This window comes from Testudinibacter aquarius, assembly GCF_004342725.1.
GTDB classification, from domain to species: Bacteria; Pseudomonadota; Gammaproteobacteria; order Enterobacterales; family Pasteurellaceae; genus Chelonobacter; species Chelonobacter aquarius.
The window spans coordinates 208,672-234,028 of record NZ_SMCP01000004.1; the positions used below are offsets into that span (position 1 = coordinate 208,672).

Genomic DNA, 25,357 nt, shown 5'->3' on the forward strand with positions numbered 1-25,357 from the left:
GGCTATGCCTGTGGAATATCGGCCAAAAGTGCGGTCAACAACGTCCAATAAGTTTGCACCGCCGGGATATGCACTCGTTCGTCCGGTGAATGCGCACCACGAATGGTCGGTCCAATCGAGACCATGTCCAGATTCGGATAGTGTTTTTTGATTAAACCGCACTCCAAGCCGGCGTGGATCACTTGGATTATCGGCTCTTCCCCTAGAATTTGCTGATAATGTCGTTGCGTCACCGGCAGCATTGCAGAATGCGGATTGGGCTCCCAGCCCGGATAATCATGGCTGAATTCAATCTCTGCACCTGCCAGATTGACCAACGAATCCAACACCGAGCAGACATAGTGCTTGCCGCTTTCGATCAAAGAGCGGATCAAAATCACCACTTGCAACTGCTCGCCGTTGAGTTTCAACACCCCGATACTCAATGAGGTTTCCACCACGCCAGGCACGACGTCGCTGTTGCGAATTACGCCGTTCGGCAGGGTGTTGAGCAGATCAATAATACGATCGGTACTGATTTGATTGATCACCTGCGCTGTCGGTTGTGCCGCTTCCAATTTCAATTCCAGTGTCGGTTCGCTGAATGCCAGTTCCGCTTGCAGCTCGTTTTGCAACACGGCAACCGCACTTTGCAATTTTTCATCGCTGCCGTCAAACGCCAACAGCGCAAAGGCTTCACGCGGAATCGCATTGCGCACCGAGCCGCCGCCGATATCCGCCAATTGGAAATCAAAATGCGCTTGCAACTGCGCCAACACTCGTCCCAACAATTTGATCGCATTGCCACGTCCGGTGTGAATATCCGCGCCGGAATGCCCGCCTTTCAAGCCTTTCAGCACCAGCTTAGCAACCTGTGGCAACGAGTTCACCTCAACCTCCAGATCAAGACGCAAATCACCGTCGATTCCGCCGGCACAGCCGATATAAATCTGCCCGTTTTCTTCGGTGTCGGTGTTGATCAAAATTTCACTTTGCAACCAATTCGGCTGCAAGCCGTTGGCACCAATCATGCCACTCTCTTCTGTCATGGTCAGCAACACTTCCAAATCCGGATGCGCCAAATCATCACTGGCCAACACCGCCAGCGCCGACGCCAAACCGATGCCGTTGTCTGCCCCCAAAGTGGTATTTTCTGCGGTCACCCATTCGCCGTCGATATAGGGTTTAATCGGATCAGTGCTGAAATCATGCGCCGTGCCTTCATTTTTCTGTGGCACCATATCCAAATGCGCCTGCAACGCCACTTTTTTGCGGTTCTGCATACCTGCGGTCGCTGCTTTGCGGATCAAAATGTTGCCAACTTGGTCGCGCTCCACCCACAATTGCTGTTGTTTTGCCCAAGCAACAATATGCTCAGCCAGTTGCTCTTCTTGATAAGAGGGATGCGGAATATCACAAATTTGTTGAAACCACTGCCATAAAAGGGTCGGTTGAAGCTGTTTGATTTGTTGCATAATCATCCTCACGCACTAAAAATAAAAACTAAAGCCTGCTCCTTGCAAGCGCCTAGCTCCGTCTTATAAAAACCTAAAAAAATCGACGGAAAGTTGGGATTAATAATAGCATGAAATCTTTTTTCAGGTTATCCTATCGCAATTTTTAAAATCATACTGGTCAAATCGCCAGCAACTATTTTCATTCTTTACAAGGGTTTATTATGAGCGAAAAATACATTGTCACTTGGGATATGTTCCACATGCACACCCGCAAACTTGCCGAACGTTTAATGCCGGCATCCCGTTGGAAAGGCATCATCGCCGTCAGCCGCGGCGGACTGTTCCCAACAGCCGTGATCGCACGTGAATTAGGCTTGCGCCATGTGGAAACCGTGTGTATCGCCAGTTACGACCATGACCAACAAAGTGAATTGAAAGTATTGCACGCTGCCGAAGGCGATGGCGAAGGCTTTATTGTGGTTGATGACTTGGTGGATACCGGCAACACCGCCCGCGCCATTCGCCAAATGTACCCTAAAGCTCACTTCGTCACCGTATTCGCCAAACCGTCCGGCGCACCACTGGTTGACGAATATGTGGTTGATATCCCACAGAATACTTGGATCGAACAACCTTGGGATATGGGCATCACCTTCGTGCCACCACTTTCCAGAAAGTAATTTGCAGAATATTGAATTGAAAAACGCCTGATAGCTGATGTTATCAGGCGTTTTATTATTTGATGATTAATCAGATAAACTAGGGGTAGGTTGTATATCCGCCCCTAGTTTTAACATGCAAATTGCATGTTTTATAACGAAACCCGAATTAGCGTGTGCTGGTGCTGGTTGTTGTGCGGCTGGCGCGTTTGCGATCGACTTCGGTCAGCAATTTTTTACGGATTCGGATCGAAACCGGGGTCACTTCAACCAGTTCGTCGTCGTCGATAAATTCTAGCGCTTGTTCCAAGGTGTAGCGTACCGGCGGCACTAATACCACGGCGTCATCTTTACCGGATGCACGCATATTGGTCAGTTTTTTACCTTGCAAACAGTTAACGGTTAAATCGTTGCCACGGCTGTGGATGCCGATCACCTGCCCTTCATACACTTCGCTGCCGTGTTCCGCCATCAATTTGCCACGCTCTTGCAAGCTGAATAAGGCATATGCTAAGGCTTTACCGGTGGCGTTGGAGATCAACACGCCGTTGATGCGTTGTCCGATTTCACCCGGTTTGACGTCATCGTAGTGGCTGAAACTGGAGTACAACAAGCCTGTGCCGGAAGTCATCGTCATAAATTCGTTACGGAAACCGATCAAGCCACGGCTTGGGATGATGTATTCCAAACGTGTGCGTCCTTTTCCGTCCGGCACCATGTCGCGCACTTCGCCTTTGCGGATGCCTAATGCTTCCATGATCGAACCTTGGTGCTGCTCTTCAATATCGATCGTGACTTGCTCAAACGGCTCTTGTTTGCGACCGTCAATTTCACGGAAAATAACTTTTGGACGCGACACCGCCAGCTCGTAGCCTTCACGGCGCATATTTTCGATTAATACCGACAAATGTAACTCACCACGACCGGAAACACGGAACGCATCCGGATCTTCGGTTTCTTCCACACGCAATGCTACGTTATGCACCAACTCTTTATTCAAGCGTTCCAAAATTTGGCGTGAAGTCACATATTTACCTTCTTTGCCACAGAATGGCGAGGTGTTGACACAGAAGAACATGGTGACGGTCGGTTCATCCACGCTCAATGCCGGCAGCGCTTCGACGCTGTTGACATCACAAATCGTATCGGAGATGTTCAGTTCACCCAAACCGGTGATTGCAATAATATCGCCGGCACTGGCAATATTGGCCTCATAACGCTGCAAGCCCAAATGTCCCAACACTTGTCCAACTTTGCCATTGCGGGTTTTGCCTTCGCTGTCGATAATCGTCACTTGCTGGTTAGGTTTGACGGCACCACGTTTGATGCGACCAATACCGATTACACCGACATAGTTGTTGTAATCCAGTTGTGAAATCTGCATTTGGAACGGTTTATCGCTTTCAACTTGTGGCGGTTCAACATATTTGACCACGGCTTCAAATAACGGAGTCATATCTTCTGCCAGATCTTCGTGTTCAATACCGGCAACGCCATTTAACGCTGAAGCGTAGATAATCGGGAAGTCCAACTGTTCGTCGGTCGCCCCCAAATTCACAAACAGATCGAAGACTTGATCGACCACCCAGTCAGGACGTGCGCCCGGGCGATCCACTTTATTGATCACCACAATTGGTTTCAAACCGTGAGCAAAGGCTTTTTGCGTTACAAAACGGGTTTGCGGCATTGGACCATCAAAAGCATCCACTAACAGCAGAACCGAATCTACCATCGATAACACCCGTTCTACCTCGCCGCCGAAATCGGCGTGCCCCGGGGTATCGACGATGTTAATACGATAACCATTCCAGTTAATCGCAGTATTTTTGGCTAAAATCGTGATGCCACGCTCTTTCTCCAGATCATTGGAGTCCATAACCCGTTCGTCGCTGTCGCCACGGGCATTTTCTAGTGTGCCGGATTGTTGCAATAATTTGTCAACCAGCGTGGTTTTACCATGGTCGACGTGAGCAATAATTGCGATGTTGCGCAATTTATTGATATCTAATTCATTATTCATGTAAAAATCTTCGTTTATTGGGTGAAAGAAAAGTGATTCCAAAAAACCGTCAATGCGGTGGCTTTGAGATAAAATTCATTGGAAGGTGGCAAATTATAACGTTTTTCAAACAAAACGGCTATTAAATATTGAAAATTTAACAAAATAGCCCATTTAGTAAGAAATCTAATAAAATGGCAAAAAAATAGGTTGATTTTTTATTTTTATGGATTATATTTTAGTTATGTTTCAAACAAACCCTAATATTTTTATATTTTTCACATTAACCAATAGAGGATTTAGTTATGTCTCAAGCAGCTATCGCCAACGTATTTAAGCTCATTGAAGAGCATGATGTCAAATTTGTCGATTTACGGTTTACCGACATCAAGGGCACCGAACAGCACGTTTCGATTCCTAAAAGTGCGGTAGATGACGATTTTTTCGAAGACGGCAAAATGTTTGACGGTTCATCGATTGCTGGTTGGAAAACCATCAATAAATCCGACATGGTGCTGATGCCGATTCCTGAAACAGCGATTATCGATCCGTTTTTCGCGATTCCGACCTTAACCATTCGCTGTGATGTTTACGAGCCGACCACCATGCAAGGTTATGATCGTGACCCTCGCTCCATCGCCTTGCGCGCCGAAGAATACTTGAAAGCCTCCGGCATCGCTGACACGGTATTATTAGGGCCTGAACCAGAGTTCTTCCTGTTTGACGATGTGCGTTTTCAGGTCGGCATGGGCGCCAGCTCATTTGCAATTGACGACATCGAAGCGGCATGGAACAGCAACACCGAATACGAAGGCGGCAACACGGGTTATCGTCCGGGCGTGAAAGGCGGCTATTTCCCGGTGCCTCCGGTTGATTCTTCCCAAGACATCCGCTCTGAAATGTGTTTGTTGATGGAAGAGTTCGGTTTGGTGATTGAAGCACACCACCACGAAGTGGCAACAGCTGGTCAAAATGAAATTGCTTGTCGTTTCAACACGCTAACCTTAAAAGCGGACGAAACGCAAATCTATAAATATGTGGTGCGCAATGTGGCACACGAACACGGCAAAACAGCGTGCTTTATGCCAAAACCACTGTTCGGTGACAACGGTTCCGGTATGCACTGCCACATCTCGTTGGGCAAAGACGGCGCTAACCTGTTCTCCGGTGATAAATACGCCAACTTGTCCGAAACCGCACTGCACTTTATCGCCGGTGTGATTAAACATGCCAAAGCCTTGAATGCGTTCACCAACCCGACCACCAACTCCTACAAACGTTTGGTGCCGGGCTACGAAGCACCGGTGCTGTTGGCTTACTCGGCAAGCAACCGCTCCGCTTCAATTCGGATTCCGACGGTTTCCAGCCCGAAAGCACGCCGTATCGAAGTGCGCTTCCCAGATCCGGGTGCCAACCCATATTTGGCATTCTCAGCAATTTTGATGGCGGGTCTGGACGGCATCATCAACAAATTAAGCCCGGGCGATGCGATGGATAAAAACCTGTATGACTTGCCGCCGGAAGAGTTGAAACAAGTGCCGCACGTTGCCGGTTCTTTGGAAGAAGCCCTGCAAGCCCTGCAAGCCGATCACGACTTCCTGACTCGTGGTGGCGTATTCAGCAGCGACTTCATTGATGCCTATGTCGAGTTGAAAGCCAAAGACGTACAACGTTTAAGAATGCTGCCGCACCCGGCTGAATTTGAAATGTATTATGCGATGTAAGTTGAGTTTAAATCCGACGATTTAAAATAAGGGCGTATGTTAATACGCCCTTTTGTCGTAATATTGACACGACTCCCTTCTCCCTTGATGGGAGAAGGTGCCCGCAGGGCGGATGAGGGTGAAATCAAGCAAATTTGTACTCCCCCTCATCCTGATTTTAGCGTCTGAACGACGCTAAAATCTGTCCTTCTCCCACAAAGGGCGAAGGAATTCTAAATTGGCAGATTTGAGGGATAAGTGAACCAGCACATTATTCCCTTCTCCCTTGATGGGAGAAGGTGCCCGCAGGGCGGATGAGGGTGAAATCAAGCAAATTTGTACTCCCCCTAATCCTGGTTTTAGCGTCTGAACGACGCTAAAATCTGTCCTTCTCCCACAAGGGGCGAAGGAATTCTTAAAATTTATACTGTACCACTATTTAAACAAGAGAACCGCTATGCCCTTTTTCGACACCCACACCCATTTTGATTATCTGATTCAGCAGTTGCAGCAGCCCGTGAGCGAAGCTGTGACAGATGCCAGCGCAGTTGGCGTGGAGAAAATCTTGATTGCTGCGGTCGTTGCGGAACAATTCGACAGCTTGACCGCACTTTGTGAGCAAGCACCTGCACAGCTTTGTTATGGTTTGGGGTTGCATCCGCTGTATATTCAGCGGCACGAAGAGCAAGATTTAGCGCAGTTAAAAGTGCGATTGAATGCAAAACCGCACTTATGCAAAGCTGTGGCGGAAATCGGTTTGGAAAGAGCGGTTGCGGAATTGATCACGCCTGAACTTTGGCAAAAACAGTGCCATTTTCTCGAAACACAACTCTATCTGGCGCGCGATTTCAATCTGCCGGTCAGCCTGCATTCACGCCGCAGCCACGATCAACTTTACCCTTTTTTAAAACGAATTTCATTGCCGAGAAAAGGCGTGGTGCACGGCTTTGCCGGCAGTTATCACCAGGCTAAACGCTTTGTCGATCTGGGCTATTTTATCGGTGTCGGCGGCACCATCAGTTATCCGCGTGCCAACAAAACCCGTGAAGCGATTCGACAATTGCCGTTAGACAGTCTGGTGTTGGAAACCGACAGTCCGGATATGCCACTACTTGGTTTTCAAGGACAACCGAACCGCCCGGAACGGTTGCCTTTAGTGCTGCAAACCCTAAGCGAATTGCGCAATGAGCCAGCGACACAAATCCAAGAAACCCTCTGGCACAACAGTCGCGTACTTTTTGATTTTTAGCGGCAAACCAGCGAACTTATGTCATGTTGTACACTGGATAATCCAAAGTGCGGTTAGTGTTTTGTTTTTATCGGTGTTATCATTCTGTTATGGCATCTCTATAATCCGATTAATTATGCGAATTCCACGAATTTATCACCCTGAACCCTTAACCGCACTTCACCGGTGTGAGCTGAACGACGATGCGGTCAATCACGTTGCACGCGTGTTGCGCATGAGTGTCGGACAGCAGCTTGAATTATTTGACGGCAGCAACCATATTTATCCGGCAACGATTGATGAAATCAGTAAAAAAACAGTCAAAGTGCGGTTAGACAGCGCAATTGAAGACGACCGGGAATCCAATCTCAATATTCATTTAGGGCAAGTGATCTCCCGTGGCGACCGCATGGAATTTACCATTCAAAAATCGGTGGAGCTGGGCGTGAATGTGATCACACCGCTCTGGTCGGAACGCTGCGGCGTGAAACTTGATGCGGATCGAATGGAGAAAAAAATTCAGCAATGGCAAAAAATTGCGATTGCGGCCTGTGAACAGTGCGGGCGTAATCGAGTTCCCAACATCCGCCCGTTGATGAAACTGACCGATTGGTGCGCCGAAACAAGCGAAATGCTGAAACTGAACCTGCATCCGCGCGCCGAATGCAGCATTCGTCAGCTCAGCAAGATTCCCGAAGCCGGGGTACGCCTGCTCATCGGTTCGGAAGGCGGTTTATCGGCAAGCGAAATCGCCATGACCGAACAGCAACAGTTTCAATCGGTACTGCTTGGCAAGCGCGTGCTGCGCACCGAAACCGCTGCGTTGGCGGCAATTACCGCCCTGCAAGTCTGTTTCGGCGATTTATCATAAGGAAAAAAATCATGATTAAACTCGGCATTGTGATGGATCCGATTCAGTCCATCAATATCAAAAAAGACTCCAGTTTTGCGATGTTGGAACAGGCGCAAGCGCGCGGTTATCAATTGTATTATATGGAAATGAATGATCTGTTTTTGCACAAAGGCGTAGCGAAAGCGCGAGTGCGTGAACTGAAAGTGCGGTATGACTATCAGGATTGGTTTGAATTTGTCAGCGAAGAGACGCTGGAACTGGCTGAATTGGACGTGATTTTAATGCGCAAAGATCCGCCGTTTGACACTGAATTTATTTACGCGACTTATATCTTAGAACGGGCTGAACAACAAGGTTGTTTAATCGTGAATAAACCGCAAAGTTTGCGCGACTGCAATGAAAAACTGTATACCGCGTGGTTTGCCGAGTTAACCCCGGAGACGTTGGTCACCCGTGATGCGGCACGAATCAAGGCGTTTCATCAGCAACACGGCGATATTATTTTAAAGCCGTTGGATGGCATGGGTGGCAGTTCAATTTTTCGGGTTAAACAAGACGACCCGAATCTATCCGTAATTATCGAAACCTTGACCAAACTAGGGCAACAGTATTGTATGGCGCAAACTTATATCCCAGAAATTGTCAGCGGCGATAAACGGATTTTAGTGGTGGACGGCGAGCCGGTGCCCTACTGTTTGGCACGGATTCCACAAAAAGGCGAAACCCGTGGTAATCTGGCAGCCGGCGGCAGTGGCGAAGCACGTCCGTTGACTGACAGCGACTGGTTGATTGCAAAAACCGTTGCACCTTATTTAAAACAAAAAGGGTTGATCTTTGTCGGTTTGGACGTAATCGGCGATAAACTGACCGAAATTAACGTCACCAGCCCAACCTGTATCCGTGAAATTGAAGCAGCATTTCCGCAAGTTTCGATTAGTGGCATGTTAATGGATGCGATTGAGCGACGTTTACAGGATAAGCCATAACAATGCAGGACCATATGACAATGAAATTACAAGACCACTTTTTGCTGGCAATGCCGGGCATGGAAGACCCTTTTTTCAAACATGCACTGATTTATATCTGTGAACACAATAGTGAAGGGGCAATGGGGATTATGCTAACCCAGGTGACCGACTTAAGTGTGGCAGAAATTATTGCCAAAATGAATTTTCTGATTGCTGATCAGCGAGAATATCGACAAGATGATATTGTGCTGATGGGTGGGCCGGTCAATCTCGAACGGGGATTTATTTTACACAGTAAATGTATTCCCGCTTTTGAACACAGCTATGCGGTGTCCGATCAAGTTTGGATGACCACCTCCGCTGACGTGCTGCAAACCATTGGTCGCGCTGATGCCCCGGAAAAATATCTGGTTGCGCTAGGCTGCTGCCGTTGGCGTGCGGAACAGTTGGAACAAGAGATTGCCGATAATGTCTGGTTGGTGCTGGAATCCAATCCACGTTTGCTGTTTGATGTGCCTTATGATCGCCGCTGGCTGGAAGCCAACCGCACTTTGGGTTTCGAGCCGACTCATTTGACCGCACTGGTAGGGCATGCGTAATGGGCTTTACCGCACTTGCCTTTGATTTTGGGGTGAAAAGTATCGGCTGTGCCGTCGGGCAAAGCATCACCGGCACGGCACAAGCCCTCAATGCGTTTAAAGCCAACGATGGTATTCCCAACTGGGATTTGATTGGAAAATGCCTGAACGAATGGAAGCCGCAAGTCGTTATTGTTGGCTTGCCGCTGAATATGGACGGCACAGAACAAGAAATTACCCAGCGTGCCAGAAAGTTTTCACAACGAATTCACGGTCGATTTGCCACGCCGGTCATCCTGCACGACGAGCGCCTCAGCACCGTCGAAGCGCGCAGCAAACTCTTCTCCCGCCGCGGTTACAAAGCCTTAGAAAAAGGCAAAGTTGATTCAATCTCTGCCTGCATTATCTTAGAAAGCTGGTTTGAAACCCAAAGCGGCTATGAAATAGTGTAATCATTAAAGTCGATAACCATCCACCTTCGTGATATAACATACTTTACACTAAAATCTGTGAGATCAATCACAGATTTTAGCTTACTTATTTATCAAATAGATATATTACCCATATAATCAAACCACTCCTTTTTTCCGCTTCGTTATTTCTTTACGTTATTATCTTTTCGGGTAAACTTTCGCCGTTTTATCTATTTTATTATAGATAAATGATATTTTAGGAAAATTCTATTGAGAGTTATTCTCAAATAATATACTCTGCGCCCAATTTAATAACACTACGTTACTAAATTTATAGCTTATAGAGTCTAATAATAATATTAAAAAATTGAGTATCTTGTATGACATTACGTTTTAAACATAAGGTGTATTACACCTTGTTGCCGCTGCTAGCACTGCCCCACCTTACCCATGCCGAAACGAACAACCAACACGAACAAAGCCTGCGCAACAGCGAGCGAGAAATCAACCAGCAAATTGAGCAAAATCGTTACCAACAACTGCTCAAAACCAGTCAACAAACCAACACTGCCACTGAACCAGAAACCGATTCCTTTTCTCAGGCATGCCTGCCCGTTAACGGACTACAACTCACTGGAATCCATTTACTGGACGAAAAAGATCTCACAACTTTAACACCAATTCCGGAAAATTGTATCAGTGACGCCAATGTCAACCGCCTGATCCGCGAATTGACCCAACGCTATTTGGATCGTGGCTATATTACCGCCCGAATGGTGTTTGCTCCACTGGACGAAACCCGCACTTTGCGTCTGCACGCCGTTGAGGGAACCGTTGAAAGTATTGAATTTGAGCAGCACACCGCACTGGGCAGCGTGCAGAATATTTTTCCTTCAATGTTGGGGAAGCCATTGAATATTCGCGAGTTAGATCAAGGTTTAGATCAACTCAATCGCTTGCCTTCACAACAAATAAGTGTTGATATTTTGCCCGGCAAGCAGTTCGGTGGCTCCACGCTTGTGTTGAAAAACCATGCACTGGCACAGTCACCTTTCCGTTTTTATACCACTGTTGATAACCACGGCAAGAAAAACAGTGGTCGCCTCATTGGGCGAGTTGGCTTCTCTTGGGATAATCTGACCAAGCACGCTGACTTTCTTTCACTGCACCACAGCCAAAATTTGGATCACCGCTCCAGTCGCTACAACCGCAGCTATAGTGGGCTATATTTTATTCCTTACGGTTATTGGACGTTCAGTGCCTTTGCTGCGCGTTCCGACTCCGCGGTCAGTTTGCCGGTTTCCGGCGCCAAATATTATGGTTCCAGCCGCCAATTTGGTCTACGCTTAGATCGAGTACTGTCACGTAATCAATTCCATATCAATACCTTGAGCTTTAGCTTAAGCCGTAAACAAAACAGTAATGTTTTGCTGGATTACCGCAACCCCGATCAAAACTTGCGTTTGACGGTGTTGGATCTCTCCTTTGATCACCTGCGGATTTTAGACCACGGCACTTTATCACTGAATCTGGGAATACAACAAGGTCTACCGCTGTTCGGTGCTAGCCGCAGCAACAAGCAGCGGATTACTGAACCGCAGTTTACCAAATTTGGTTTGAGTGCCAGCTGGCAATATCCATTCTCTATTTTAGATCGGCAATTTCAACTGCAACACCGTTTTGCTGCGCAATATTCAAACGATCGTTTACCGTCAATGGAAACCTTTGACCTTACCGACAACAGTGCGCTGCGCGGTTTTGACCAGCTTAGTTTAAGCAGCGATAACGGGTGGTATTTACGCAATACTCTATCTTATCCGGCAACCTATAAAACGGTAAATCTGACGCCTTTTATCGGGCTTGATGCCGGACGACTTTTCAATCGCAATACGCCAAATGCGTGGCAAAGTGCGGTTGGCACCAGCTTTGGGATTCACTTGTCTTACCGGCAATTGAGTGGATCTTTTTCTTTTGATCGCGGGTGGTTTGTCTCTTCACCTAAACGTCAAAATGAAAGCCAATTTTTAGGCAAAATAACAATAACTTTTTAATTATCACTAAAAATAATTTCTAATAGAGAGGGAATTCTGAATGAAATCATTTAAATTGTCATTTAAGGGCAAACTGAGCTGTACATTGAGTATTGCGTTGATTACCGGTGCAAGTACGGCAATTGCGCATGCTAATCAATCGATTGTTGGTGGCGGCAATGCTGCGCCGTCTGTCAGCACTGCGGCTAACGGTGCTGCCGTGATCAATATTGTCAAACCCAATGATCAGGGATTATCACACAACACTTATGACAAATATAATGTTGATACCGCCGGTGCAGTGCTCAACAACGCCACACAAGATGGGCAATCACAGCTGGCAGGGCAAGTTCAAGCCAATAAAAATATCACCGATCATGCTGCAAAAGTCATTTTAAACGAGGTAGTCAGTCGCAATCCGTCGCTACTGCTTGGTCAGCAAGAGGTTTTCGGCATGGCAGCCGATTATGTACTCGCAAATCCGAATGGTATTACTTGTGATGGCTGTGGCTTTATCAATATTCCACGAGCTTCCATGGTGGTCGGCGAGGCTGAAATCAGCGAAGGACAAATCAAAACCCTGAACAGCACGCGCAATAACAATAGCCTGACCATTCAAGGCAAAGGCGTATCCGGCAGCGAAGTATTGGATCTGGTTGCCCCTAAGATTAATGCTTCAGCCAGCATTAAAGCAACAAAAGAGATCAATGCTGCCAGCGGCCATAACAAAATGGATTACCAAAGCAAACAAGTGACCGGAATTCATAGTCAACAACAAAATTTGGACGGTTACTACGTCGGTGGTATGCAAGCCGGTCGAATCAACATTGTCAGCACTGGGCAAGGTAACGGCGTTAACTTAAGTGGTGAAATTCAAACCTCTGCTGAAGCAGGGCTTAATCTCAAAGGACATGGGGTAATTAATTTAGTCTCTGCAAAGATCAAAGGTAATGTCAATACCAATGCGAAAGATCTGGTTGTGAGCGGAAAGGTTGAGGATAACAATCAAGTGCAGCAGCTGGACGGCAACTACTCCGCTTACAACGGCGCGAGCAAGAAACAGCGCAGCACTGAAGATCAACAATGGAATCAAACGGAAATTCAAGGCGATGTGATCCATTTGAATGCCACGAATAAAGTGGAAATCAACGCTGCTAAACTACGTGGCAAGGATATTCAAGTGCTCTCGAAAAACATTGACTTGAACAGCCAAAAACTGAAAAACAAAACTGAGCATATTGACCATAACTGGTACTATTCTTGGGTGCATAATCAAACACAAATCACTGAAAACGAACGTCAGATCGGTAATGATTTCCGAGGCGAAAATGTCAAGATTAAAGCCACCGAAGGCAATGTGGAGATCACCGGGAGTGCGGTTCACGCCGACCAAAATTTGTCCGTCAGTGCTGATCGGGGCAAAGTGTTGCTGGACGGTGCAGTACAGAAATCACGCAGCATAAATGTGGGAAATAAACGTAACCACACCGCAAGCTTGGAAACCGGCAGCTGGAACGAAGCCAACGAAAGCGAAACCCTGAAAAAAACTTGGCTGACGGCTAATCATAATTTAGGGATTACCGGAAAAAGCGGGGTGAGCATCAGTGGCGCAGATGTTTGGGCAGACGGTGATATGCTGATAACCTCCGAGAGTGGCAAAGTCGAAATCGGCACCCAGCAAATCAGCAATAATAAAGTCATCCGCAACGACCAAGTTTATTGGGGTGGTATTGGTGGCGGGCACAACACCGATAATAACCGCAGCGATAAACTGCAAGTTGCTTCCGATGTCAAAGCCAAAGGCATCGTACTACTGAATGGTGAGCAAGGCGTCAATATTCAAGGCAGCAAAGTGCAGGCACAAAAAGGAGGCTATGCCCAATCCGGCGCTGGCAGTGTGACCGTTGATCATGCAACCAATTTCAGCCATGAAATTATCAATCAGCGCAACGGCACCGTGTTTAACATTACCAAAAATGCACTATCCAGTGATGAACAACAGGAAAAAGCCCAAAGTGCGGAACTACTTTCTGAGGCAACCTTCGATGTTATCGCAAAACAAGATATCAATGTCATCGGCAGCATCATCAATGTGGTTGAACAGCTCAATTTAACAAGTGTCGGCAACATCAATATCGAAGGTGCGAAGCAGGCGTTAAACAAAACCACGAAAACTGATGAGGTCAAAGCAGCGGCTTATGCGCGTGAAGATGGCGATAAACAATACCGTGCCGGTGTCGGTATTGAGCTGAGCAGCAGTAAAGAAACGCGCAATGAAGTAACCCATTTGGGCAGCCAAGTACAAGGCGGAAGCTTGAAGCTGACTACTGACAGCGATGCCAATATTAAGGGATCAAGTCTAAAAACCTCTCAAGGTAATGCGACTGTCAATGCAGAAAATATCCATATTACGGCGCAGCAAGATCAAAAAAGTCTACAAACCGACAGTGGAAAAAGCAGCTTTGGAGTTTATGTGGGTGGCGGAATGGATCGAGTGACCGTCGGCCTAGAAAGCGGAATGACTAAAGTTCATGCCGACAAAACCACTGAAACCGCACTTCAATCGTCAACAGAAGTTAATGGCGATTTAACACTGAATGCCAAAAACACCTTACAATATGAAGGCGGCAAACATCAGGTGAATGGTAAATTGCAAGAAAATGCCGATAACATCATTCGAAATGTCGCTACAAATAGTGAAAAAGAGCAACGTGAAACCACCACCGTTAATGTTGAAGTAGGTGCCAGTGTTGATATCAGCGGCGTCACCCGTGCGGTTGAAAAAGCGGTTAACGGCTTAGCTGAAGGCAACCCGGTCGGCGCATTTGGCTCAGTCAGTGCTATCGGTGCCCCAAATGCCAATACAACGCTGAAGTTAGGCGGCGGTAAAAAAGTTGAAACGAACGAAAACAGTACCGCACTTGGTACCCAAATTCAAGCCGCTAACATTAACGCTACGGCAAATGATGTTCGTGATGTTGCCACCCACTATCAAGCCACTGACAGCGTCGTGATTAACACCCAAAATTACGCCAATGTGGCTGCCGCCAATACCGAAGTTCGCAAAACAATTGAGGATAAAGGCGAAGGCAGCCTTGGTGTTTCCACCAGCACCGGACTGGACATCAGCGTATCAGCGAAAGGAAAAGGCAGTCACAGCGAAAGCAATAGCCTCTCATCTGAGGCGGTCAGCGGTGGCTTTGACACTGTCGGTGATATTACAATCAACGCTAAAGACGGTATCTTGCTGGAAGGTAATACACTAAAATCAGAAAAGGGCACTTTAGCGCTCTCCTCACAAGGCAATATTGAATTGGTACAAGCCAATAATATCAAACAAAGTGATAAAAATGGCTTTAACTTGGATATCAGTGCCTCTGCTGGCACCAGCCCAAGCAGCAAGTCCGGTTCAGGCGGCATTGGCGGTGGCGCAAATAATTCCAGTGCCCAAACGATCACGGCAAAAGCCGGTGAAATTGCCGTGCAGCATGCTAATCTGACGGCTAAAAATGTGGTATTGCAAGGCGTTAACGGCAAAACAGACAGCTTAAATGTACAAGCCGGCGAAAGTGCGGTCATCAAAGCCGCTCAGGGGTCTTCTTCTGAGAAAGGTATCGACTGGTCACTGAACATCGGCGCCGGTGGAAACTCCAGCGGTGGTGACAAAGCATCTACTGGCGGTTCATTCAAACTCGGTATTAATGTCAAAAACACCGATCAAGCCGCAGTCAATTATACCGCCACCACTCTCAATGCCGACAAAGCCACCATCCATGCCGGGGCAAACAGCGATCATGCGGTGCATATCGCCGGTAGCACTATTCAAGCCAATGAGCTTAAGGTGAATGCAAACCACGGTGGTATTGTGGTGGAATCGCAACAAAATGCCGAGCACAAAAACAACTGGGGCTTTGGGATCAATGCGAATGCCAACATTAAAAAAGTCAGCGGTGAAGAAAAAACAACCCAAGACGGCAGTGGCAATCTGACGGTCAACATTGATAAAACTGCAAAAACCACACAAGTGATCAGCCATCTCGAAGGGAAAAACGTTCGATTGGGCAGTGAAAAAGATCTGGCACTACTCGGCGCGACAGTCAAAGGCAATATCGTCAACGGCGATATTGGTAACAATCTCACCATTGAAAGTCGTAAAGATACTGAAGAAAGTGTTGGTTTTAATTTGGGGCTAAATTTGACCAATTCGCAAAACGGTGGCGCGCTGACTGGCGTGATGAAGGCCGTTCCTTCAACCAAGAAAACCGATGAATTGAAAGGAAAAGTCACAACAGCGGTCAATAATGCAGCGGAAGCTGCCGGTTTTGCCGAGCATAACCCACTGACCGGAAAAACCTTGAAACCATCGACCTTTAATGTCTCCGGCAATATCGTTTCGCAAGATGAAGTGACAACGATTGCAGGGATTCAAAGTGGTGAAGTCAATTTAAATGTGAAAAATCACATCCAATTGAACGGCGCCAGCATCACTTCGACTGACAGCCGCCCGAACGTTAACACGGTATCTGTTGGTGTCGAAGATATCGCAGGACACCACAACCGCTACCAAGGCGAACTAGATGTCTCCAATAACATTCCGCTGTTGATTCAGGAAGCCGTCAAAGATTTAAAAGACGCAAAATTCCCGCTTATCAATGGCAGTGTGAAAAAAGACAGCAGCAACGTGGTTTCTGAAATTGACCAAGTCACCAAGCGTTAATTAAAATCTCTGGCTCATAGACATTGTTTCAAAATAATAAGTGTTTATGAGCCATATCAATTCACTAAATCTGCACGCTATCCAAGCCCATCGCTTTATCCATTGAACCTAAACCGTTACACATATCAATCAATTTTTCAAACAGCTTATCCCTAAAGTTGGTATTCCGTACCGGTTTTTAATTTGATACTATGTCGCTGGTTATTTTTTATCATATTTAATTAAGGAAATGTTATGCAAAAATCTCTGTTGGCAACCGCACTTTTAACCACGTTAATCAGCGGCGCTGCAATCGCAAAAGCAGACAATCCGACCGTTGCAATGCAACAGGATGAAATCAAAGCCAGCGTGTTAATCGATGGTTTAAACAATGTCTGGGAAATGAAATGGGGCGCAAATGGCGACATTTGGGCGACCACGCGCCAAGGCAAAGAGATTGTTGCCATCAACCCAACCACCGGCGCAAGCAAGGTGTTGTACACCTTCGATAAAGCCTTCGCTGAACCGGTACACCAAGGCGTGTTAGGCATGGAACTGCACCCGAATTTTGCTAAAGGTACAGGCGAAGATTATGTATATGTGTATTACACCTACAGCGACAGCAGCAAAGATAAATCCGATTTCGGACGCGTGGTACGTTTAAGCTACGATGCCAAAAAAGATATGCTAGGCGATGAACAAATTGTGTTGGACAAAACCCCGGCAGGCAATGATCACAACGGCGGACGTTTGTTGTTTGACAAAAGTGGCAAATTATTGCTGAGTTTGGGCGATAACGGTTACAACCAATACGCCAATATGTGTAAAGAGATTCAATCGCAAAAAATCCCAACAGCTGCCGACGTCGCCGCCAATGATTTCGGCAAATATCGCGGCAAGGTGATCCGTTTCAATCTGGATGGCTCAATCCCGAGTGACAATCCCGAAATCAACGGCGTGAAAAGCCATATTTATGCCTACGGTTTCCGTAATCCGCAAGGTTTAGTTTATGTTGGCGACACCTTATACAACACCGATCAAGGCCCTGCGGTCGATGATGAGATCAATATCGTCGAAGCTGCCGGTAACTACGGTTGGCCACACATTGCAGGTTATCAAGACGATATGGCTTACAGCTACGCCAATTTCTCCGCTGCACCTAACTGTGCTGAATTGCCGGAATATATCGGCGTGCCGAATGGGGCGGTTGTGCCTGAATTTAAGGAAAGCGAGTTCCAAGCCAACAATCTGAAATTCCCACAAAAAACGTTTTACACCGTGCCGCAGGGTTACAACTTCAACGATGAAAAATGTGAAATCGGTTATATCTGCTGGCCGACGGTAGCGACCACCAGTATCGCTTACTACCCGAAAGACGGTAAAATCAAGAGCTTACAAAATTCACTACTGGTAACCGGGGTAAAAACCGGCACGCTTTACCAGTTGCCGCTGAGTGCGGATGGGAAGCAAGTGCAGGGCGAATCGATCACCCACTTCCGCACCGATAACCGTTATCGTATGGTATTGGTTTCGCCGGACACCCGCAAAATCTACATTGCTACCGATGATGCCGGCATCTTGATGGGTAAAGATATTCAACCGGTGATGAAAGTGGCCAACAAAGGTGCCATTTTGGTGTTTGAAGCCAAATAGTTTCTGACTTAAGAACCAATTAAAGGTAGCTATTTAAAACAAAGATTGGGGTGATTCATCATCAACCCCAATCTTTTTTTAATCCACACAACTAACGGCTACAGCACCAGCGCTGCGCCCCATTTAATGATGTCGAAGAAGAATTTATTATCACCGGTGGCAACCGCATCACCGTTTTGCTTGCCGTCAGTTTTGCTCTCTTCTACCATACCACTCTTATACTGCCCTTTCACCACCGACAAGTCGTCTCGTGCGTTAGCTCTCAAAAGCTCGCACTGGGCTTTTGGCAATGGTTCCGTGCTTAACTGTTTAAATTTTTTATATTGATATTGTGCATAGCCCATCGATTTTTCATCTTCTTGGATCATTTTCAAATAATCGGCACCAATAATCTTTTCCAAAGGGTAGAAGAAAACATATTGCGAATGGATATACGCATCCTCTTGCGAGAAATGTGCCTGCTGAATCCGCGTTAAATTAGGATAGATGCATTGTTCGGCTTGATGGCTACTCATAACCCAACCTTTTGCATCTGCATCCGACAAGACATAATCTGCATTGGCAAATTCGGCAGGAAATGCTGCTTCTGGTTTATCCAAACTACAAGCGGCAACCGACAAAGCTATTGCCGGCAACACCAATTTTTTCAACATACTCAACCTTGATCACCTTTTTAATATTCAGCGGAATTTTAACAACAACCGCACTTTTTAGAAAGCAATTCCCGGTTTGACATCCGAAATTGCAGCGGCAGAATAAAACAAAGCAGCCGCCAAATTACTCTGACGACTGCTGTTATTATTTGATTCTAGGAGACTAAAATCAGCCCATACCGTATTTTTTCAGTTTTTTGCGTAATGTACCGCGATTGATACCCAACATATTGGCAGCACGGGTTTGATTGCCACGCGTGTATTGCATCACCATATCCAGCATCGGGTGTTCAACTTCCGACAAAACCAACTCATAAAGATCATTGACATCTTGCCCGTTTAATTGAGCTAAATAATTTTTCAACGCTTGTTTGACCGAATCTCTTAATGGTTTATTTGTAATTTGAGATTGTGCATTTAAAGTTGAAACTGTTAATGCATCTGAATTGCTACGTTGTTCTAACATTTTAATATGTTCCATTTAACTAAAAAATCACCCCAATCCACTATTGGATTGAGTCAAGAAACTCTTCCAAGACATACAACTGCTGCTTAGGATCAGCAATGGTATTGAAAGTACGTTTAAAAGCAGAATCTGGTTTGATGTTATCCAAATACCAACTTATATGTTTCCGAGCGACCCGATATCCTTTCTGCTCGCCATAAAAAGCGTGCAAATTGTGAATATGTTCGAGCGCCACTTGACACTTTTCCGCCAAACTCGGCTCGGCAATCAGCGTACCTGATTGCAGGAAAGCCTCAATTTGTCGAAACAACCACGGCTGACCGAGTGCGCCTCGCCCAATCATCACCGCATCTGCACCGGTATAGTCTAAAACATACCGTGCTTTTTCTGCGCTGGTGATATCACCGTTGGCAATCACCGGAATTGAAATTTGCTGTTTCACCTGACAAATGTTGTCATACTCCGCCTCTCCCTGATACAAGCAGCTGCGAGTTCTACCATGAACAGTCAACGCCTGAATACCGGATTGCTCCGCTATTTTGGCAATTTCAACACAATTTCGGTGTGCTTTATCCCATCCGGTTCTGATCTTCAACGTCACCGGCACTTCGACCGCTGCCGTCACTTCACGCAGAATTTTTTCCACCAAGCCAGGATGTTGCATCAATGCCGAACCTGCCATTTTGCGGTTAACCTTCTTAGCAGGGCAACCCATGTTGATATCAATCAACTTTGCGCCATATTCTACATTCAATGCTGCTGCTTGTGCCATTTCCAGCGGATCACTACCGGCGATTTGCACCGCATTAATCCCGATCTCCGCATGGTGTGCCACTCGAAGTCGCGATTTTTCGGTATGCCATACGTCCCGATTCGCCGACATCATTTCAGAATAACTCATACCAACGTGATAGCGGGCACAAAGTCGTCTAAACGGCTGATCGGTTATCCCCGCCATCGGCGCCAGCAATACGCGATTTTTTAATTGAAATTGTCCAATACGCATATACTGTTCACCACAACAAAAAGCAGAATCAAAACAGAACCATCATCGAATAAGGGGGGCTATAATACGCACTTTTTATCAATTAGGGAAGTACATTTTTTATCCAAAATGCGTTTTTTTGCATTTTTTTGATCTGGTTAATGATTGATTACAATAAGTCACTCAAAAATTTTTTATAATCAAAACGAATCCTATAAAAATCAAGAAAGTATAGATGATTTTATGATAATTCAACTGGTATCTATTGAGTAAGTTATAAGAAAACATTCCTAAGAATGTCCCCAATAGAAATGCAGGAATAGCCTTTCCTACATGCCATAAAACATCACTTGTCAATAATTCTTTCAACCAAAACCCAGTTATAGCTCCTATCATTTGTAACATGAAGAAAAAAACTAACGTAGATTTTGTCTCATGATTTGACCATGGCAGCATTGATGTATATGCAATAACAGGTGGGCCAGGTTCACCTACACTTGCGCCTAATGCTCCTGAAAAGAAACCTACACCAAGAGAAATTGGCTTTGAAACAGACTTAAACAATGTATTTTTTGATCTAAAAGAATACAACCCTGATAAAATTAAAATGATTCCCATGGTAATCAAAATTATATCTGTGGGCAAATGTTTTAAAAGATCCGCTCCAAGATATGAACCAGGTAAAGAACCAACAAATAAAATCAACCCTATTTTCCAATTAACATAATGCCGCATTTTATATACTATAGGGAAAGTTACAAACCAACCAAAAATACCCGCTATTGGTATTGCCAACTTCACATCGATAAACAGTGAAAGCAATGGAACTGAAACAAGAGCCAGTCCAAATCCGGTCAGCCCTTGCACAAAGCCTCCAAGCGCTATAATCATAGAGATAATAATAAATTCCATATTATACCTTTCCGTTTGTATTAATCAGTTTCGCTCACTAGGAATCACAGTGCTAAATTTATGAATAGTTTTTTCCTCATAAATCTGATCTGGACATAGGCAAGTTGATGGAAAGTGCGTATGATTTGGGCTATCTGGAAAATGTTGAGTTTCAAAGCAAATTCCCATAAAAGATTCGTATTTAAGACCACTCGGCCCAATCCATATTTTATTCGATAGCTTCGAACCATTGTATATTTGAATACCTGGTTGTGTTGTAATGACTTCCATGTTACGGCCACTATTAGGATCATAAAGCACAATCCCTTTTTTAAAATTGTCATATTGAAGATCCCCTTTTAAGATAAAAGTATTATCTATGCTACAACCGTTATTCTTCTGCATATTTTCTTCAATTTTCACCATATTTCTAAAATCAAATCCGGTACTCTCTACCTTTAAGATCTCTCCTGTTGGAAGTAATTTATCATCTGTTGGAAGATAAAAATCACTATACACTTTTAATTTATGACCAAGAATATTTCCATTTCCAAGTCCTGATAAATTATAGTAACTATGGTTTGTTAAATTTAAAATAGTTGTACTATCTGTTGTTGCTCGAAAATAAAAGTGTACTTGATTACTTTCATCTAATCCTATCGTGTGAATCACATCTAAATTACCAGGATAACCCGATTCTCCATCAACTGACAGCCTATGAAAATGAATCATTATAGATTCAAAATTTTTTTCAATATCATACTTCCAAATATATTTATCAAATCCCCTAATACCACCATGAATATGATTACCTGTAATTGCTTCATTTTGTTCTAGCTTGTAATCTTTCCCCTTTAATTTAAATTCACCATTTCTTATGCGATTTGCAAAGCGACCAACCACGGCGCCAAAAAATGGATGACCTTCATAATATTTATCAAATGAATCATAACTTAAAACGACATTATCAATATTTCCATTCAGATCCTTTACTCTAATTGCAGTAAGAATACATCCATAATTAGTAACACTAATACTCATCCCGTCATTATTAATTAATGTGATTAAATCAACCGTTTTCCCATTTAATACACCAAAATTATTAACCAAGGCTTCCATACAATCTCCCTCAAAATAAATAAAATTGGGAATGGCTGTATATTATAAATTACGCCGTCCCCAACTTGATTAGTATATTATTTTATTGCAAAGCAGATTTATCGTCTTCAGCAATTCTGATTTCACAAGCCTTAACTACATTTTCAAACCGTTCTAACCACTTCTTACTTTCTTCATTACTTTCTTTAATATAATTATCTGTCACAGATGCAGACATTGTTTTGAATGCTTCTTTTTCTTTATCGGTTGGATTATAGATTTTCCCGCCAGTCTTTTTAAACTCCTCATAAGCATCATACTCTTTCCATTTTGGATAGGCTCTTAAATATTGATTTTGTGCAGAAACTGCATCAACAATGACTTTTTTCAGATTATCCGGCATTGAATTAAACTTATCATTATTCATAATCCACGCCCCGCCCATATACGCATGACCATCTAAAATAATATATTTTAAACTTTCATGAAATTTCATTTGAACAATATCTACAATGCCATTTTTAGTTCCATCAACCATTCCTGTAGATAATGCCGTATAAACTTCAGGCCATGCAATTGGAGTTGGGGATCCTCCTAACGCGGTTACTAACTTTTGTTGAATCGCTGCGGGCACGGTTCTTAATTTCAATCCTTTTACATCTTCCGGACTATGAACTTCTTTCTTAGTAGTCGCAATATTTCGCCATCCTCCAGAGTTTGAAATCATCATTAATCTTAGGCCATTAGTTTGTTTTAAAACATTTTCTCTAACATCACGCATAAAATCTTTATCATCATATACGCATTCAGCAACCCTATCATTCGGTAACAAATACGGCAGATCAAAACCTTCCATAGGTTTCCAATAATAAGCTAGTTCTGGAACAGTGGTTTGGAAATAATCAAACATTCCTGATTGCACTCCGGCAAGACATTCTTTTGCATTGCCACATAATTGGCCACTTGGATAAATATCCACCGTAATTTCACCATTAGAGTGAGATTCTGCTATATTTTTAAATACTAGTAGTGACTGATAGTTATAACTATCAGGATTAGTTACAATTGGTACTGTAATTTTATAATTCGCTGCTTGAGCTATGACTGATACAGATAACATTAATAGAGAATTTGCTACAATTTTTTTCAATTTCATGAGAAACTCCTTTGTATAAAGTTTAGATTAAAACACTACATTAACCCTAATAGTTTAGGTAAGCCAATCACTAATGCAGGGAAAAATGAAATAAGAAATATAATAAAGAACTCTACAAATAAGAAAGGTAATATTGCTTTTGAAATTTTTTGCAAGGGAACACCTGATACTCCAGAAGCCACAAATAGAACTAATCCCATAGGCGGAGTGGCAAGTCCAATTGATAAATTAGAAACCATTACCACACCGAAATGGACAGGATCAATACCGACATTAGTCATAATTGGGGCTAAGATTGGGGCAAAAATTAATATAGCCGGGCCAGCATCAAGAAACATTCCAACAATAAATAAGAAAATATTAATGATAAAGATAAGCATGTATTTATTGTCAGTTATTGAATATAAAAAAGAAGTTATTTCTTTAGCGACACCAGATAGGCTCACTGCAGAAGCGAAGCCACTTGCAGCAGCAACTATAATAAGTATTGCAGCCGCATTAACTCCCACTCTTGCAACCATTGGAAAAACTTCCTTAAGTTTTAGGTTTTTCATTATCCATACAGAGAGGATTAGTGCATAGAATACGGCTACTGCTGCAGCTTCTGTCGGTGTAAAAATCCCGCCATAAATTCCTCCTAATATAATAATTGGAGTAAATAATGGTAAGATTGCCAATTTTAAGCCAGCTACACGTTCTGTTCTCGTTGCTCGCTCAAATTGCTCAACTTCGGGATATTTCTTCATTTGAAGCCGGTTTACAAGCATTAAACCTATACATAGGATAATTCCAGGAACAACACCTCCCATAAACATAGCTGCGACAGAAGTATTCATTACAAATGCATATATTAACATTATCCCACTTGGCGGAATAATTGTTCCTAAAACGGTAGCAGCTGCTGTCAGAGCTGCCGCATAAGTACGATCATATTTATAGCGGACCATCTCCGGTATTAGCATATTACCAATAGCTGATGTAGCGGCGACCGCAGATCCTGTTAATGCTCCAAAAAGTGTTGAGGCCAAAATAACGACATGCCCTAAACCACCACGCATATGTCGCACCATTGTTTGGGAAAATGTGATAATTCGAGTCGTTATTCCTCCACTCACCATAAACTCACCGGCGAGCATAAAAAATGGCAAAGCTAATAATAAGAAGCTATCTAATCCTGAATAAAGTCTCTGATAAAGCATATTGATAAATAGAACTTTATCATCCTGAAATAGGGCTATTGCAGGAGATAATCCTAATGCAAATAAAACAGGTACTCCAACCAATAGAAGAATAAGAAAATAAACAACAAAAATTGGCGAAACCATATATTACACTCCCTTGTTCTCATCAATTTTTTCGAAACTGATAAAGTTATTAAGCTCACTAATAATTTTTTGAAAAACAGATAATAGCGTTATTGAAAATAGCACTGGCGGCATAATATAAATATAATACATTTTAAAAGGTAAGCTATTTGCCATCACATTCCCTCTTAAAAAGAAATTCCATCCGAAGTAGATCCAAATTAATATTGTCACTAATGCAAAAATATGTATCAACATCATTAAAACATGAAAAAATCTATTTCCTTGTGCTTTTTCCAGCAGAAATGTCATCGCAATATTTTTATCCTTTAGATAAATAAAAGGCATACATAAGTACGTCATGTATATCATCAAATAACATGATAATTCATCACTCCAGCTAATAGGATCGTTGAAGATATATCTAGAAACCACTTGAATAAGTACGATTATTGTCATAATTATTAGCAATAATCCACCTAACTGCTTGCCAATTTTTCCTATTGGCTCATTAATTTTTGATAGAAAAAATTCGATATTTTTTAAAATCATTATGAATCCCTCTACATTTGAATGATAAAATTAAAC

Annotated in this window: 20 protein-coding genes; 10 read left to right on the plus strand and 10 right to left on the minus strand. The window is 44.0% G+C overall.

Annotated elements, in window-relative coordinates:
- Window positions 1-2: 2 nt before the first annotated feature.
- Entirely contained in the window at window positions 3-1,454 is a 1,452-nt protein-coding gene (locus tag EDC16_RS05655; RefSeq protein WP_132966282.1) for an aminoacyl-histidine dipeptidase, read from the minus strand.
- Window positions 1,455-1,657: 203 nt separating this feature from the next.
- Between EDC16_RS05655 and gpt the strand changes: the two genes are divergently transcribed.
- Entirely contained in the window at window positions 1,658-2,116 is a 459-nt protein-coding gene (gpt, locus tag EDC16_RS05660) for a xanthine phosphoribosyltransferase (RefSeq protein ID WP_132966284.1), read from the plus strand.
- A 148-nt stretch (window positions 2,117-2,264) separates the two neighbouring features.
- On the opposite strand, the gene typA is transcribed toward gpt, so the two are convergent.
- Window positions 2,265-4,115 carry a translational GTPase TypA gene (gene typA, locus EDC16_RS05665; RefSeq protein WP_132966286.1) on the minus strand — a complete coding sequence of 617 codons (1,851 nt, stop codon included), beginning with the start codon at window positions 4,113-4,115 and terminating at the stop codon, window positions 2,265-2,267.
- Window positions 4,116-4,399: 284 nt separating this feature from the next.
- Here typA and glnA point away from each other — a divergent pair, with 284 nt between their 5' ends.
- The 9 genes from glnA (at window position 4,400) to EDC16_RS05710 (ending at window position 18,216) form a co-directional block, all read left to right on the plus strand.
- Entirely contained in the window at window positions 4,400-5,818 is a 1,419-nt protein-coding gene (glnA, locus tag EDC16_RS05670; RefSeq protein ID WP_132966288.1) for a glutamate--ammonia ligase, read from the plus strand.
- Between the two features lie 436 nt (window positions 5,819-6,254).
- Window positions 6,255-7,046 carry a TatD family hydrolase gene (locus EDC16_RS05675; protein ID WP_132966290.1) on the plus strand — a complete coding sequence of 264 codons (792 nt, stop codon included), beginning with the start codon at window positions 6,255-6,257 and terminating at the stop codon, window positions 7,044-7,046.
- 115 nt (window positions 7,047-7,161) lie between these two features.
- Window positions 7,162-7,896, plus strand: coding sequence for a 16S rRNA (uracil(1498)-N(3))-methyltransferase (gene rsmE / locus EDC16_RS05680; RefSeq protein ID WP_132966292.1), 735 nt, complete (start codon window positions 7,162-7,164; stop codon window positions 7,894-7,896).
- Between the two features lie 11 nt (window positions 7,897-7,907).
- On the plus strand, window positions 7,908-8,864 hold the full coding sequence (gshB, locus tag EDC16_RS05685; protein WP_132966294.1) for a glutathione synthase: 957 nt from the start codon (window positions 7,908-7,910) through the stop codon (window positions 8,862-8,864).
- A 20-nt stretch (window positions 8,865-8,884) separates the two neighbouring features.
- Window positions 8,885-9,445 carry a YqgE/AlgH family protein gene (locus tag EDC16_RS05690; protein ID WP_132966296.1) on the plus strand — a complete coding sequence of 187 codons (561 nt, stop codon included), beginning with the start codon at window positions 8,885-8,887 and terminating at the stop codon, window positions 9,443-9,445.
- Window positions 9,445-9,876, plus strand: coding sequence for a Holliday junction resolvase RuvX (gene ruvX / locus EDC16_RS05695; protein ID WP_132966298.1), 432 nt, complete (start codon window positions 9,445-9,447; stop codon window positions 9,874-9,876). The genes EDC16_RS05690 and ruvX overlap by 1 nt, the downstream gene beginning before the upstream one ends.
- A 341-nt stretch (window positions 9,877-10,217) precedes the next feature.
- Window positions 10,218-11,888: a ShlB/FhaC/HecB family hemolysin secretion/activation protein gene (locus EDC16_RS05700; RefSeq protein WP_132966300.1), complete on the plus strand. Its 1,671-nt coding sequence runs from the start codon at window positions 10,218-10,220 to the stop codon at window positions 11,886-11,888.
- 40 nt (window positions 11,889-11,928) lie between these two features.
- Window positions 11,929-16,584, plus strand: coding sequence for a hemagglutinin repeat-containing protein (locus EDC16_RS05705; RefSeq protein WP_132966302.1), 4,656 nt, complete (start codon window positions 11,929-11,931; stop codon window positions 16,582-16,584).
- A 234-nt stretch (window positions 16,585-16,818) separates the two neighbouring features.
- Entirely contained in the window at window positions 16,819-18,216 is a 1,398-nt protein-coding gene (locus EDC16_RS05710; protein WP_132966304.1) for a glucose/sorbosone family PQQ-dependent dehydrogenase, read from the plus strand.
- 98 nt (window positions 18,217-18,314) lie between these two features.
- On the opposite strand, the gene EDC16_RS05715 is transcribed toward EDC16_RS05710, so the two are convergent.
- The 8 genes from EDC16_RS05715 to EDC16_RS05750 all read right to left on the minus strand — a co-directional run bounded on the left by EDC16_RS05715 (window position 18,315) and on the right by EDC16_RS05750 (window position 25,321).
- Window positions 18,315-18,869 (minus strand): DUF5358 domain-containing protein, encoded by a 555-nt coding sequence (locus tag EDC16_RS05715; protein WP_132966306.1) that lies wholly within the window; start codon window positions 18,867-18,869, stop codon window positions 18,315-18,317.
- A 169-nt stretch (window positions 18,870-19,038) separates the two neighbouring features.
- Window positions 19,039-19,335 (minus strand): DNA-binding transcriptional regulator Fis, encoded by a 297-nt coding sequence (fis, locus tag EDC16_RS05720; RefSeq protein WP_034612369.1) that lies wholly within the window; start codon window positions 19,333-19,335, stop codon window positions 19,039-19,041.
- Window positions 19,336-19,375: 40 nt separating this feature from the next.
- The gene (dusB, locus tag EDC16_RS05725; RefSeq protein ID WP_132966308.1) at window positions 19,376-20,341 is read right to left on the minus strand and encodes a tRNA dihydrouridine synthase DusB; all 966 of its coding nucleotides are present in this window, start codon (window positions 20,339-20,341) and stop codon (window positions 19,376-19,378) included.
- Window positions 20,342-20,503: 162 nt separating this feature from the next.
- On the minus strand, window positions 20,504-21,232 hold the full coding sequence (locus tag EDC16_RS05730) for a sulfite exporter TauE/SafE family protein (RefSeq protein ID WP_132966310.1): 729 nt from the start codon (window positions 21,230-21,232) through the stop codon (window positions 20,504-20,506).
- Window positions 21,233-21,256: 24 nt separating this feature from the next.
- The gene (locus tag EDC16_RS05735; RefSeq protein ID WP_132966312.1) at window positions 21,257-22,330 is read right to left on the minus strand and encodes an aldose epimerase family protein; all 1,074 of its coding nucleotides are present in this window, start codon (window positions 22,328-22,330) and stop codon (window positions 21,257-21,259) included.
- Window positions 22,331-22,412: 82 nt separating this feature from the next.
- On the minus strand, window positions 22,413-23,465 hold the full coding sequence (locus EDC16_RS05740) for a TRAP transporter substrate-binding protein (RefSeq protein WP_132966314.1): 1,053 nt from the start codon (window positions 23,463-23,465) through the stop codon (window positions 22,413-22,415).
- A gap of 35 nt (window positions 23,466-23,500) precedes the next feature.
- Window positions 23,501-24,790, minus strand: a complete 1,290-nt coding sequence (locus EDC16_RS05745) for a TRAP transporter large permease (protein WP_132966316.1) — start codon at window positions 24,788-24,790, stop codon at window positions 23,501-23,503.
- A gap of 3 nt (window positions 24,791-24,793) precedes the next feature.
- On the minus strand, window positions 24,794-25,321 hold the full coding sequence (locus EDC16_RS05750) for a TRAP transporter small permease (protein ID WP_198362722.1): 528 nt from the start codon (window positions 25,319-25,321) through the stop codon (window positions 24,794-24,796).
- Window positions 25,322-25,357: the final 36 nt, after the last annotated feature.

What these genes read in the sequence shown, in the direction of transcription:
- EDC16_RS05655 (WP_132966282.1), bottom strand. Translation starts at nt 1,454, where the DNA reads ATGCAACAAATCAAACAGCTTCAACCGACCCTTTTATGGCAGTGGTTT.
- gpt (WP_132966284.1), top strand. Translation starts at nt 1,658, where the DNA reads ATGAGCGAAAAATACATTGTCACTTGGGATATGTTCCACATGCACACC.
- typA (WP_132966286.1), bottom strand. Translation starts at nt 4,115, where the DNA reads ATGAATAATGAATTAGATATCAATAAATTGCGCAACATCGCAATTATT.
- glnA (WP_132966288.1), top strand. Translation starts at nt 4,400, where the DNA reads ATGTCTCAAGCAGCTATCGCCAACGTATTTAAGCTCATTGAAGAGCAT.
- EDC16_RS05675 (WP_132966290.1), top strand. Translation starts at nt 6,255, where the DNA reads ATGCCCTTTTTCGACACCCACACCCATTTTGATTATCTGATTCAGCAG.
- rsmE (WP_132966292.1), top strand. Translation starts at nt 7,162, where the DNA reads ATGCGAATTCCACGAATTTATCACCCTGAACCCTTAACCGCACTTCAC.
- gshB (WP_132966294.1), top strand. Translation starts at nt 7,908, where the DNA reads ATGATTAAACTCGGCATTGTGATGGATCCGATTCAGTCCATCAATATC.
- EDC16_RS05690 (WP_132966296.1), top strand. Translation starts at nt 8,885, where the DNA reads ATGAAATTACAAGACCACTTTTTGCTGGCAATGCCGGGCATGGAAGAC.
- ruvX (WP_132966298.1), top strand. Translation starts at nt 9,445, where the DNA reads ATGGGCTTTACCGCACTTGCCTTTGATTTTGGGGTGAAAAGTATCGGC.
- EDC16_RS05700 (WP_132966300.1), top strand. Translation starts at nt 10,218, where the DNA reads ATGACATTACGTTTTAAACATAAGGTGTATTACACCTTGTTGCCGCTG.
- EDC16_RS05705 (WP_132966302.1), top strand. Translation starts at nt 11,929, where the DNA reads ATGAAATCATTTAAATTGTCATTTAAGGGCAAACTGAGCTGTACATTG.
- EDC16_RS05710 (WP_132966304.1), top strand. Translation starts at nt 16,819, where the DNA reads ATGCAAAAATCTCTGTTGGCAACCGCACTTTTAACCACGTTAATCAGC.
- EDC16_RS05715 (WP_132966306.1), bottom strand. Translation starts at nt 18,869, where the DNA reads ATGTTGAAAAAATTGGTGTTGCCGGCAATAGCTTTGTCGGTTGCCGCT.
- fis (WP_034612369.1), bottom strand. Translation starts at nt 19,335, where the DNA reads ATGTTAGAACAACGTAGCAATTCAGATGCATTAACAGTTTCAACTTTA.
- dusB (WP_132966308.1), bottom strand. Translation starts at nt 20,341, where the DNA reads ATGCGTATTGGACAATTTCAATTAAAAAATCGCGTATTGCTGGCGCCG.
- EDC16_RS05730 (WP_132966310.1), bottom strand. Translation starts at nt 21,232, where the DNA reads ATGGAATTTATTATTATCTCTATGATTATAGCGCTTGGAGGCTTTGTG.
- EDC16_RS05735 (WP_132966312.1), bottom strand. Translation starts at nt 22,330, where the DNA reads ATGGAAGCCTTGGTTAATAATTTTGGTGTATTAAATGGGAAAACGGTT.
- EDC16_RS05740 (WP_132966314.1), bottom strand. Translation starts at nt 23,465, where the DNA reads ATGAAATTGAAAAAAATTGTAGCAAATTCTCTATTAATGTTATCTGTA.
- EDC16_RS05745 (WP_132966316.1), bottom strand. Translation starts at nt 24,790, where the DNA reads ATGGTTTCGCCAATTTTTGTTGTTTATTTTCTTATTCTTCTATTGGTT.
- EDC16_RS05750 (WP_198362722.1), bottom strand. Translation starts at nt 25,321, where the DNA reads ATGATTTTAAAAAATATCGAATTTTTTCTATCAAAAATTAATGAGCCA.